The organism is Flavobacterium pallidum (assembly GCF_003097535.1).
In the GTDB taxonomy this organism is placed as follows: Bacteria; Bacteroidota; Bacteroidia; order Flavobacteriales; family Flavobacteriaceae; genus Flavobacterium; species Flavobacterium pallidum.
Window position 1 is genome coordinate 3,459,157 of record NZ_CP029187.1, and the last position, 11,894, is coordinate 3,471,050.

Below are 11,894 nucleotides of genomic sequence, written 5' to 3' on the forward strand. Positions count from 1 at the left end.
CGGTTTGCTGTTTCCAGTTTTTAATAGATTCCAGGTCTTTCCATTACGAGACGGTGATGCCGATATCATTCCTTGCAGATTCCATTCCTAAGAAACCCGGCTGTGCTTTCGCCAGTACTTCCATTTTGTCGCCCATCACTTTACAACCCTCATGTTCATCGTTCATTTCAGAAGTAAAAATCACTGCGTAATATGGTGGTTTCATAAATACTTATTTAATGTGCGTTATAAAATAGGCAAAATTGTAATCCGTTTATAGAATAAATTTTAACAAATTTTACGCTTTTCACGTAATAAAGTAATGTATTCATTTCGTAGGGACCGCATCATCCCCTCCCCTAAGGAAAAATACAAATTTCCGCAAACATGGCTTTACGGTAAAGACGCAGTTTTTGTTAAATTATAATTTGCCACTATTTACAAAACTTTTAACGCATGACATTTCTATCAAAACCTTTTCGCCTCATTCCAAAACACATCCATCTCCGCCAATGTCATTTCGCTCAGCGGTTTGCCAATTTCACCGGCTTTGCTTTCAAGGTATTGAAATCTTTTGATGAACTTTTTATTGGTACGCTCAAGCGCATCTTCAGGGTTGATGTTTAAAAAACGGGCATAATTGATCATAGAGAAAAGCACGTCCCCAAACTCACCCTCGATCTTATCGTGGTCACCCGATTGCACTTCTTCAGACAGTTCCTGCAATTCCTCCTGTACCTTATCCCAAACCTGTGATGGTTCTTCCCAATCAAAACCAACGCCTTTTGCCTTATCCTGGATGCGGCTTGCTTTTACCAATGCAGGCAGGCTTCTCGGAACACCTTCCAAAACGGATTTCTTGCCTTCCTTAAGTTTCAGTTTCTCCCAGTTTTGCTTGACTTCCTCTTCGTCTTTGACAACCGTATCCGAATAAATGTGGGGATGGCGGTGGATTAGTTTATCACAGATTTCATTGCAAACGCCGGCAATGTCAAAGTCGTTGGTCTCGCTTCCGATTTTTGCATAAAAAACGATGTGAAGCAACAAATCACCCAACTCCTTTTTAACTTCAGGAAGGTTGTTATCCAGGATCGCATCACCGAGTTCATAGGTTTCTTCAATGGTAAGGTGCCGTAAGGATTGCAGCGTCTGTTTCCTGTCCCACGGGCATTTTTCCCTTAAATCATCCATGATGTCGAGCAATCTCCCGAACGCCTGTAGCTGTAAATGCCGGTCTGCCATAAATTTAGTTTTGCATAAAAATAGAAAATCCCGCCACTTGATTTAAATGACGAGATTTTATTTTATAAAAAGATGTTAACTATTCTTCTGCAACCGCTTCTTCTTGTGATTTTACCGGCGCTTCTTTTGAAACCAATCCTTTTGCCTGGAGCTGGTTGTACCAATTTAAAACTTTTTTGATATCCGAAACGTATACACGGTCTTCATCATAATCCGGAAGGATTTCTGCAAAATACGCAACCAGTTTGTCGTTATCTTCTTTGTGGGATAAGGCAGGGCCGTTATCTTCTTTCACTGCGATATTACGCATCACTTCAGCCAGTGGCTTTTCTTCAGAATGCGTATACATCGATATTTCCGAAAGCAAACTCACATTGCTCCTTAATCCTACGGTAATCTTTTTGCCATCCAGCAGCGATTCCGCAACGAATCCTGTACGGGTTTGGATTTTTAATGCATATAAACCCGGTTTTCCGGAAATGGCCAATACTTTCTCTAAATTCATTTTTTATATGTTAATCGTTAAATTGGATATATTTTTACCTGCCTTTTTTGGCAAAGAATTTCATCTTGTAATCTGCCCTGATTTTACCTTCCATGATGTTCAGAAGCCTTTTTTTAATCATTTGCTTTTTAAGTGTCGACACATGATCTGTGAACAAAACACCTTCGATATGATCGTATTCATGCTGGATCACGCGCGCAGCCATGCCGCTGAAATCCTGGGTTTTTTTTACGAAATTTTCGTCGTAATATTCAATTGTAATGCGTTCGTGCCTGTAAACATCTTCACGCACATCGGGAATACTCAGGCAGCCTTCGTTGAAAGCCCACTCCTCGCCTTCTTCCTTCAGCATTTTGGCGTTGATGAATACTTTTTTGAAATCGCCAAGGTTGCTGCGTTCCGCTTCCGACAAATCCTCATCGTCGCTGAAAGGTTCCAGGTCGACAATGAACAAACGTATCGGAAGTCCTATTTGTGGAGCGGCAAGGCCAACACCCGAAGCATTGTACATGGTCTCGAACATATTCGCGATGAGTTGCTTCAGATCAGGATATGCTGCTGAAATCTCTTCACATACTGTCCGTAAAACCGGATCTCCATAACCTATGACTGGTAAAATCATCTTCTCTCTTTTAATCCTGAAGCAATCAATCGATTACTTTTGGGTCAGCAAAAATAATGAAAAATCCATCATCACCTAAAGCGCGACGGATAATTGACATTTTTTTACAATTTTCTCTTAAAACCGGCAACAGGAATCTTTTATCGGTTTAACATTTTTTACCTTTGTAAGGAATCGATAAGGATGATAGCGAAAATCAGGGAATTTACCGGCGGGATGAATTTTGCAAATGCGATGAAAATCACGTTGGCTGCAGTCATTCCGGTAGTGTTGCTTAATGGTTTCGGTTATTTCGAGTACGGCTTTACCATCGCCGTCGGGGCGTTGCTCACTTATCCTTCGGACATCCCCAGCAATAAAACGCATAAGATACGCGGGGTTACGATTGCCGCCTTAATCGTTGCCGGGTCAAACCTGCTGATTAATTTCTTATATCCGATCCCTTTACTGCTTTACCCGGTCTTCACTTTCCTGATATTTTTCCTGGCGATGATTTCGGTTTACGGACAACGCGCCAATATGGTGTCGTTTTCGGGTTTGCTTGCCTTGTCGCTGGCTTTTGCCCATATCCATAAAGGGACGGAAATGTTAATCAACTCCGGACTGATGCTCGCCGGCGGCCTTTTTTACTTACTGATTTCAATTGCTTATGACCTCATATGGCCGCACCGTTATGTGCAGCAGCAAATCGCTGAATGCATCCGCCTGACGGCAAAATACATGAAATTGCGCGGAGACCTTTGGGATATTGATGCCGACCGTGCGAAAATTATCGAAAACCAATTGCACCTCCAGGTGGAGCTGAACACCATCCACGAAAACCTGCGTGAAATCCTGATCCGTTACCGTTCGAAGTCGGGTGCATCAAACCAAAACCGTAAAATGCTGTTGGTGTTCATTTCGTGTGTGGAAATCCTTGAACTGGGCCTATCCACCTCATTCAACCATAACGAGTTACATCAGAAATTCAGCAATTTCCCAAAAGCATTGCCCACATACCAGCAACTGGCTTACAACCTGGCCGCTACTTTGAAACGGATTTCGAAGCGCATTACGAGAAATAAACAATACCAATCCAAACACACGCTCACGAAGGATCTGGAAGCGCTGGAAAAAGTGATTGCCGCATACCGCACGGAATTTGGCGAAACGCAAGCTTCGGAAGGTGTGCTGATGCTTTCCAACATGCTGCATTATGCCGAAAAGCAAATCGAGAAAATCCGCGTCATCGAGCGTGCATTTTCGTCAAAAACAGATTTGAAGGAACTTCCTGTAAAAGACAGGGAACTCGAAAAACTGATTACGCCCGTATATTATCCTTTCAACACTTTTAAGGAAAACCTGAGCTTTTCTTCCCTTATTTTCAGGCATTCCCTAAGGATTACCGTGACGATACTGCTCGGGCTTATAGTGGGAAACCTGTTGCCGCTGCAAAATCCATATTGGATACTTTTGACCATTATTGTGATCATGCGCCCGGGGTACGGACTTACAAAAGAGCGTTCCTACAACCGCATCATCGGGACCGTTTTGGGCGGCGTGATTGCATTTGCATCGCTGCATTTCATACACAACAATATCGCAATCGGGACAATTGCTGTGGTTTCGATGCTGTTCGGGTTTGCCTTTACGCAAATCAATTATAAGGTCGGCGCTACATTTGTAACGATGTATGTCGTATTCATTTATGCGTTGCTGATGCCCGAAAATACGAAAGTGGCCGAATTCAGGATTTTGGATACTGCCATCGGTGGGGCGCTGGCATTTATTGCGAATTACCTGCTGTGGCCTTCCTGGGAATTCCTGAGCCTCCCCGCGTATATCCGCAAATCGATTGAGGCCAATGCGAATTATTTGCGCGAAATCAAACTCTACTATGTTGCCAAAGGCGAAACAACCGCGGCCTACAGGCTTTCGCGTAAAAATGCGTTTGTCGAAACAGGCAACCTCATGGCGTCGTTCCAACGCATGTCCCAGGAACCCAAATCCAAACAGAAACAAATCCAATTGCTTTATAAAATTGTGGAACTCAACCATACGCTGCTCTCGGCTTCGGCTTCCATAGGGACGTATATCCAGACCCACCACACTACAAAGTCGTCGGAAGCGTTTAACGTTGTGATGAATACCGTGATAAAGAATCTTGACAATGCCGTAAAAATCCTGACGCATGAAGTGCAGCCATCATCCATCAATCCTGAATCCAAAGACCATGAGCTGGACCTGCGTTTTACCGAACTTAAAAACCTCCGGGCAAAAGAACTGCGCGCACTGGCCAATGATGACGCGGAATTTTACCTTAAAATGCAGGAATCGCAACTGGTCATTGAGCAATTGGTGTGGCTGATCAATTTATCGGAAAGTATTGTGAAGACGACACTCAAGCTGGAGGAAAAGCTTTAAGAATTTCAAATTAGGAATTATGAATTACGGGTACGCCGTCATTCGTAAGTCAATTCCCTGCCATATATCCCTGCAGCATGATCGTCGCTGCAATTTCGTCAACCAAAGCTTTGTTTTGCCGTTGTTTTTTCTTTAATCCGCTGTCGATCATCGTCTGGAAAGCCATTTTGGATGTAAAACGTTCATCGACGCGGGCTACGGGCATGTCAGGAAATCTTTTTTGGAAGAGCAACACGAATTTCTCGATGACCGCTGCGCTTTCCGAAGGCTGGCCGTTCATCTGTAAAGGTTTGCCTATAATGACCTTTTCTACTTTTTCCTTTGTAAAATAATCCGCAAGGAAATCTATAGCCGTTTCCGATGCAATCGTCGTAAGCCCGGAAGCAATAATCTGGAACTCATCGGTGATGGCGATCCCGGTGCGTTTCATTCCGTAGTCTATAGCAAGCAGGCGTGCCATATTATTTAATTAAAACGTATGTAATGGCCGACTGCATCTGCTCAGGCCAGAAATAATGCATCGCCACAATCAGGCAATAAAGGCCAAACAGCAGGCAAGGCAATAATACAAACATCACCCACAAGACGGAATACAGGAATGGGATATGGTGCTGCAGTTTCGACCGAAGTTTACGCGACAATACGAATGCCGTAGTCAGGATACAAACGCTGTGAAGCACCGCCATAATCTTATAATAAATGAACACATGCCTCGGCGTATAGTAATTCAGGAGCCATGAAGGATAAAAACTCATTTTATAATCCTGCAGGTACACTGCCCGGAAATACAACAAGATCGACATCAGCATCGATACCGCCAAATAAGTAAATGCCGCCCAGAATGCTGAAATGAAAGCATCGTGAAACCGCACTTCATATTTCTTAATGACCTTTCCTATCACCAATAGCGATACTGATGCAGGAATTGCCGCAACCATCGCAGAAGGCACAAATACAATCCCAGTTATTAAAAGCAATATGCCGGCAGACTGGTAAATTTTCGTGTAATCTTTACTCACGGCGATCCGATTAAAATTATGGCTAATATAGTAATTTATGATGAACCAGGTGCATTACTGATTTTGCCTGCCCGCACATTCGAAAAAAATCGCAGGCAGGGAATAATAACCCGAACCTGTTGAATAATAATCGTGCCGCTTTTGATAAAATACATCAGCTATATTTGTCCAGGATAACCAAAATACCAATTGTTTTGAAAAGCTTACTCACTTCCATCACCATACTCGTCGCGGCATGCTGCATCGGCCAAAACAGGGAAACCGACAGCCTGAAGGCAGCCATTACTGTTGCAAAGGCTGATACCACCCGGGTTAACATTTACAATCAGATCGCAGACCGGTTTAAAGAAACCAATCCGGACTCCACGGCATTTTATGCTGCGAAAGCCGCGGTTTTGGCTTCAAAAATCAATTTCATGCCCGGACTGGCCAACGCCCACATCAACACCGGAAACGCAAATATCATTTCCGGCGATTATGATAATGCGCTGAAGGAATTCAGAAAGGCAGCTGCAGCATTTGCGCCACTGGTGGAAGAAAACCCGGCAAACAAGGACTTCATGAATGGGCTGGCGAGGGCCTATGCCAGTATGGGCATCATTTATTCGGAACAAAGCAATTATTACCTAGCACTTGAAAATTACCGCAGGGCGCTGCCTTTTTACCTGAAAATCGGTAACAAAACCAATATTTCCAAAGCATACAACAACATCGGTATCGTTTACAAATCGCAATTGAATTATAAAAAAGCGCTAGCGTATTTCAAAAAGGCCCTGCAGTTGCAGCAGCAAGACAATGACCCATCAGCAGCGGTAACCCTTACAAATATCGGCGTAATTTATTTCGAATCCGGACAGCCGGGAAATGCTTTCACTTATTATCAAAAAGCTGAAAAAGCTTTTAACGGCTATGATAACCATCGCGGTTTAGCATTACTGAACAATTACCTCGGGGATTATTATAACAAAACAAACGATAACATCCAGGCTGAAGCCTACTACAATAAAGCATTGGTTTTATATGAAGGAATGCAGAATAAATTCGGGGCATCATTAGCACTATACAACCTCGGGCTTTTGTACACCGCGCAAAAAAAGTATCGCGAAGCCATGGCATTTGCCGATAAATCGCTGGCTTACGCTAAAGAAATCGGCGTGTTGGACCAGACTTACCATTCGGAAAAGCTGGTGAGCGACCTGTATGGTTTTTTAAACAATCCGACCGAATCGTTGAAGCACTATAAGAATTATATTGCCGCCCGTGACAGCATCATCAATCAGGGAAATGAGAAAAAACTGGCTTTGGCCGAAATGAATTTTGAATACAAACGCAAAGAAGCACTGCTGAAGGAACAAAACAAAAGGCAGATCCAACTGACGCTTTTTTCGATATTGGGAGGACTTTTGCTGATTGGATTAATTTTGGTCCTGAACAACCGCCGCCAGGTAAAAAAGAGCCTTACATTACAGAAAGAAGTAGCCGAATATGAACAGAAAGCACTGCATTTACAGATGAATCCGCATTTTGTATTCAACTGCCTGAGTTCGATTTCGAGTTTTATTGTGCAGAATGGAACCGACTCGGCACTGAAATACCTGTCGAAGTTTTCAAAGCTGATGCGCCTCACTTTGGAATACTCCAAAGGTTCCTTAATCCCGATTGATAAAGAAATTGAAAGCTTGCAGAATTACCTCGAACTCGAACAATTGCGGTTCCATGATAAATTTGACTTCAGTATTGAATCGACCGAAAAAGTGGAATTCAATATGGCACTGCCGCCTTTGCTGATCCAGCCTTTTGTAGAAAATGCGATTTTGCACGGTGTTGTCCCGATGGATCACAAAGGCCTGATTAAAGTGATCTTTGATGTCCAGCACGGGCAACTCCGCTGCACGATCGAAGACAATGGCATCGGGATTACCGAATCGAGGCAGCTGAAGGAAAATTCGATGACGGCACACAAGTCGATGGCGCTCGAAATTACGCGCAAGCGACTCGAAATCATGGAATCCACAACGTTGAAGGCAGCGCAGATCGATATTGAAGACATCTATTCAGACAATAAAACCGGCACCAAAGTAACCTTAAAGCTTCCCATCCAATACATTTTATAACATGATTACAGCATTATTAATAGACGACGACAAACATTTACGGGCCGGGCTGAAGGCTTTGCTTGACCGCTACACGAACGACATCAGCATTGTTGGTGAAGCCGAAAGCGTAAAAACCGGCATCCTTGCGATTGAAAAATGGCGCCCGCAGGTGATATTCCTGGACATTCACCTCAATGACGGCACCGGTTTTGATATATTGGAGAATATCGCAAAAGCTTACGGCAAAATAAACGCACACATTATTTTTATCACCGCACACGAGAAATATGCCGTGAAGGCCTTTAAATTCAGTGCACTGGATTTCATCTTGAAGCCCGTCGATCCTGAGGAATTGCAGCGTACGATTTTGAAGATTAAGGATGCTGTGGGCAAAACCAACTCGTTTGAGCATATCGACCTGTTGCTGGAAAACATCCGGAAAAAGGTAGACAATTTCAAGCGGATTGCACTTTCTACGAGTGACGGCATCCATTTGTTTGAAGTTTCGGATATCATCAGGTGTGAAGCCAAGATTAATTACACCCAGTTTTACATTAAGAACCACAAACCGATCCTGATTTCGCGCACCTTGAAGGAATATGAGGAATTGCTGACTGAGCACGGTTTTGAGCGCATCCATCAATCACACCTCATCAACCTGTCGTACCTGAAATCCTATATCAAGAACGATGGCGGTTATGTGATCATGTCGGACAACACGAACATCCCGATTGCCCAGAGTAAAAAAGAAAAACTACAGGAACTGATCCGTTCCCTTTAAAAAAAATTGTTATGAAACCAATACACCCAAAATCATCAGTTATGAAAAAAATCCTATTCTTATTGTTGCTGTTTTCAGGAATGGCAAAGGCCCAAATCGTTAATATTCCGGATCCGGCGTTCAAGGCCTACTTGCTGAGCGCTGATTTTTCGAATAATATCGCTGTTAACTCTTCGCTTATCAGTGCTAAGATTGACATTAACAACGATGGCGAAATCCAGGTCTCAGAAGCCTCGGATATTGTCAGGTTGTGGATTAACGGACCACAGATTATTAATGTACAGGGACTCGAGGCTTTTACAAACCTTGAGGAGATGACCATTTATGACACAGGGATTGCGTCGTTTGGATTGGCAATGCCTAACCTCCCGAAATTTCAGATCAAATCCAACGCGCTGCTTACAACGGTAAATGTTAGCGGAATGACGGGCCTCACGCAATTGGATTGTAACCTGAACGCTTCGCTGACCGCGTTAAATGTATCAGGCTGTAATGGCATCGTTTCGCTTGCCGCGAACAACAACCTTTTATCAGGTTTGGATGTCAGCGGACTATCAAATCTCGTTAACTTCTCGTGTTATTACAATCAGCTTACTTCACTGAATCTATCAGGCTGCAGCAGCCTTCACGGTCTTAGTGCCAACAATAACCTGCTTACAGCCGTTGATGTGTCGGGGTTAACAAACTTAGCGGCGATGGACCTCAGCAATAATCCGGCACTTACTAACGTCAATGCTGCCGGATGCAGTGCTTTGGACTCCAGTTTCCTGAACCTGACCAATGATTTTAACCTCATCACGCTGAACTTAAGCAACTGCAGCCACCTTACGACCTTTGCTTTGGTGGGCACCTCTTTAAATTATCTGGATGTGTCCGGTTGCAGCAGCCTGAATGATCTGCAGGTGCAGAATAACAACCTCCAAACCTTGCTTCTTGATGGATGTAGCGCGTTGGTGACGCTCGTATGCACTTCAAATCATATTGCATCGCTGGATTTAACCGATGCTGTCGCTTTGCAATACCTCTTTGCAAACGACAATGACCTTTTCGAAGTAGATTTTCATCAGGATGCAAACCTCTCGCAATGCACAGTGTACGACAACGAGTTGACACACTTGGACTTTTCGGGCATGACAAACCTCGTGGTATGCCAGTTCGATAACAACCCGCTGTTGACGCTGGACATTTCCGGTTGCAGTTCGATGCAAACGCTTTCGATTCCGGCGGGAATTACAGGAATATCTTCAATCAATGCGCAGGGATGTACGGCATTGACGCAGTTAAGCGTCCAAAGTCCGCTGATCCAGTCTGTAAATGTTCAGGGATGTACAGGCTTGAACATCCTTGCAATCGGTGGCACGTCTGCCAATCCTGCTCCGATTTCCACTTTAGACCTGACAGGCGTACAGGGCCTTACTTATCTGAATCTGAGTAACGTCAACATTTCTTCAGTAGACCTTACGGCAAATCCTGCTTTGGGATTCGTCAACATCAGCGTTACGCCGCTTACACAGATAGACCTCAGCGGCCAGTCACAAATCACAAACCTGAATTTGAGTGAAACTTCCATCCAAAACCTCGATATTTCAGAGCAGGCTAACATTTCCATTGTGAATGTATACGGGTGTACGCAGCTCGAAACCATTTGGGCAAAAAATGGTGCGAATGAATTTTTCAACTTCGAACCGAATAATGAAACATTGCATTTTATATGCCAGGATGAAGCGTATGTAACTGATTTACAGAGTCAATTAGCAGCATACGGACTTACAGCGGTCTGTAATTCTTATTGCTCGATGACTCCGGGCGGCGATTTCAATACTATCAGTGGTATCGTGCGTTTTGATTCCGGTAACGATGGTTGTGATGAAACTGATGTCGTACAGCCAAATATGAAAATCAACATCACTGACGGAACAGAACAAGGTGCTACGTTTACTGACACGGCCGGGCTTTATCAATTCTTCACCGGAGCCGGAAATTTTGATATAGGCTTAGGCATTGAAAATCCTTCGATATTTAATATTTCTACTTCAGCGCCAACGATCGCTTTCGCAGATAACAATAACAATACCGGCACGTTTAACTTTTGCATCAGCCCGAATGGCAATCAAAATGATGCTGAAATTGTTATCGCTCCGATTACGCCGGCAAGGCCGGGTTTTACGGCACTTTACCAAGTCGTAATTAAAAATAAAGGCAACCAGACGCTGAACGGCAGTTTCAATTTCACTTACGACGACACGTTAATGGATTTTGTCGTGGCCACAACGGCGGTGACTTCTCAAAGCGCCGGCATGCTGAACTGGACTTACAGCAACCTGCTTCCGTTTGAAAACCGCAGCGTGTATGTACTGCTGAACGTCAACTCGCCAACACAGGTGCCACCGGTTAATCAGGATGATATTTTGCCTTTTACTGCAACAATAAACCCGATTGTAAATGACATCAATGCTGCAGACAACCAGTTTATGTACAATCAAAGCGTAGTGAATTCGTTTGACCCAAACGACATCACCTGCATGGAAGGTGAAAACCTATCACCACAAGATATCGGGAAATACCTCCATTATGTCATCAATTTTGAAAATACCGGGACGTATGCTGCGGAGCAGGTTGTCGTAAAAGTGGTGATCGATGATACTAAATACGACATCAATTCCATCCAGTTGCTGAACACCTCACATCCCGTACGACCTGTCATCAAAGGGAATACCGCCGAGTTTTTCTTTGAAGGCATCGACCTTGCCGCTGCAGCTGGTGATCCACCTGTAGGTGGTCATGGCAACATCCTTTTCAAGATCAGGACACAGCCAACATTAGTAAACGGTGATGATGTCATTACAAAAGCCGATATTTTCTTCGATTACAATTTCCCGATTGAAACTAATGACGCAAGAACGGTTTTTGCGACGCTTTCCTCAGGCAATCCTTTGAAAGATGACAGCATTGTGCTCTACCCTAACCCATCGAAAAATTTTGTGACAATACAATGTGACAACAGCATTACATCCGTCAGTTTATATGATATACAGGGAAGGATCCTGGAAATCCTGAAACAAAATGATGACAGTGCCACAATTGACATCTCGGCAAGGGCAAGTGGCATTTATTTTGTAAAGACCACTACGGATAAAGGCGTGAAAGTGATAAAAATGGTGAAGGAATAATTACTGAAAAAGTCTTTAAAGCGGTTAGGAATTAGATCCTAACCGCTTTTTTTTTGCCATATTGCCAAAATTCGTGA

Annotated in this window: 10 protein-coding genes; 4 read left to right on the top strand and 6 right to left on the bottom strand. The window is 43.6% G+C overall.

Going from position 1 to position 11,894, the window contains the following annotated elements:
* Positions 1-43: 43 nt before the first annotated feature.
* The 4 genes from HYN49_RS15265 to def form a co-directional block, all read right to left on the bottom strand.
* Entirely contained in the window at positions 44-205 is a 162-nt protein-coding gene (locus HYN49_RS15265; RefSeq protein ID WP_317045847.1) for an antibiotic biosynthesis monooxygenase family protein, read from the bottom strand.
* A 242-nt stretch (positions 206-447) separates the two neighbouring features.
* Positions 448-1,221: a nucleoside triphosphate pyrophosphohydrolase gene (mazG, locus tag HYN49_RS14710; protein WP_108904822.1), complete on the bottom strand. Its 774-nt coding sequence runs from the start codon at positions 1,219-1,221 to the stop codon at positions 448-450.
* Between the two features lie 79 nt (positions 1,222-1,300).
* A complete protein-coding gene (locus HYN49_RS14715; RefSeq protein ID WP_108904823.1) occupies positions 1,301-1,726 on the bottom strand; it encodes a DUF5606 family protein in 426 nt (141 codons plus the stop codon).
* A gap of 34 nt (positions 1,727-1,760) precedes the next feature.
* Positions 1,761-2,348 (bottom strand): peptide deformylase, encoded by a 588-nt coding sequence (gene def, locus HYN49_RS14720; protein ID WP_108904824.1) that lies wholly within the window; start codon positions 2,346-2,348, stop codon positions 1,761-1,763.
* 183 nt (positions 2,349-2,531) lie between these two features.
* Between def and HYN49_RS14725 the strand changes: the two genes are divergently transcribed.
* On the top strand, positions 2,532-4,751 hold the full coding sequence (locus tag HYN49_RS14725; RefSeq protein WP_108904825.1) for an FUSC family protein: 2,220 nt from the start codon (positions 2,532-2,534) through the stop codon (positions 4,749-4,751).
* A 49-nt stretch (positions 4,752-4,800) separates the two neighbouring features.
* Here HYN49_RS14725 and ruvX read toward each other — a convergent pair whose 3' ends face one another.
* Together ruvX and HYN49_RS14735 are read right to left on the bottom strand one after the other, a co-directional pair.
* Positions 4,801-5,211: a Holliday junction resolvase RuvX gene (gene ruvX / locus HYN49_RS14730; protein WP_108904826.1), complete on the bottom strand. Its 411-nt coding sequence runs from the start codon at positions 5,209-5,211 to the stop codon at positions 4,801-4,803.
* A 1-nt stretch (position 5,212) separates the two neighbouring features.
* On the bottom strand, positions 5,213-5,770 hold the full coding sequence (locus tag HYN49_RS14735) for a hypothetical protein (protein ID WP_108904827.1): 558 nt from the start codon (positions 5,768-5,770) through the stop codon (positions 5,213-5,215).
* Between the two features lie 194 nt (positions 5,771-5,964).
* Between HYN49_RS14735 and HYN49_RS14740 the strand changes: the two genes are divergently transcribed.
* From HYN49_RS14740 to HYN49_RS14750, 3 genes are read left to right on the top strand one after another with little or no spacing between them, the layout of a single operon-like run.
* A complete protein-coding gene (locus HYN49_RS14740; RefSeq protein ID WP_108904828.1) occupies positions 5,965-7,884 on the top strand; it encodes a tetratricopeptide repeat-containing sensor histidine kinase in 1,920 nt (639 codons plus the stop codon).
* Position 7,885: 1 nt separating this feature from the next.
* Positions 7,886-8,647 (top strand): LytR/AlgR family response regulator transcription factor, encoded by a 762-nt coding sequence (locus tag HYN49_RS14745; RefSeq protein WP_108904829.1) that lies wholly within the window; start codon positions 7,886-7,888, stop codon positions 8,645-8,647.
* A 41-nt stretch (positions 8,648-8,688) separates the two neighbouring features.
* On the top strand, positions 8,689-11,817 hold the full coding sequence (locus HYN49_RS14750; protein ID WP_181368973.1) for a DUF7619 domain-containing protein: 3,129 nt from the start codon (positions 8,689-8,691) through the stop codon (positions 11,815-11,817).
* The last annotated feature ends 77 nt before the right edge of the window (positions 11,818-11,894 follow it).

Coding starts and splice junctions, on each gene's coding strand:
- def (WP_108904824.1), bottom strand. CDS start 2,348: ATGATTTTACCAGTCATAGGTTATGGAGATCCGGTTTTACGGACAGTA.
- HYN49_RS14715 (WP_108904823.1), bottom strand. CDS start 1,726: ATGAATTTAGAGAAAGTATTGGCCATTTCCGGAAAACCGGGTTTATAT.
- ruvX (WP_108904826.1), bottom strand. CDS start 5,211: ATGGCACGCCTGCTTGCTATAGACTACGGAATGAAACGCACCGGGATC.
- mazG (WP_108904822.1), bottom strand. CDS start 1,221: ATGGCAGACCGGCATTTACAGCTACAGGCGTTCGGGAGATTGCTCGAC.
- HYN49_RS14745 (WP_108904829.1), top strand. CDS start 7,886: ATGATTACAGCATTATTAATAGACGACGACAAACATTTACGGGCCGGG.
- HYN49_RS14725 (WP_108904825.1), top strand. CDS start 2,532: ATGATAGCGAAAATCAGGGAATTTACCGGCGGGATGAATTTTGCAAAT.
- HYN49_RS14750 (WP_181368973.1), top strand. CDS start 8,689: ATGAAAAAAATCCTATTCTTATTGTTGCTGTTTTCAGGAATGGCAAAG.
- HYN49_RS15265 (WP_317045847.1), bottom strand. CDS start 205: ATGAAACCACCATATTACGCAGTGATTTTTACTTCTGAAATGAACGAT.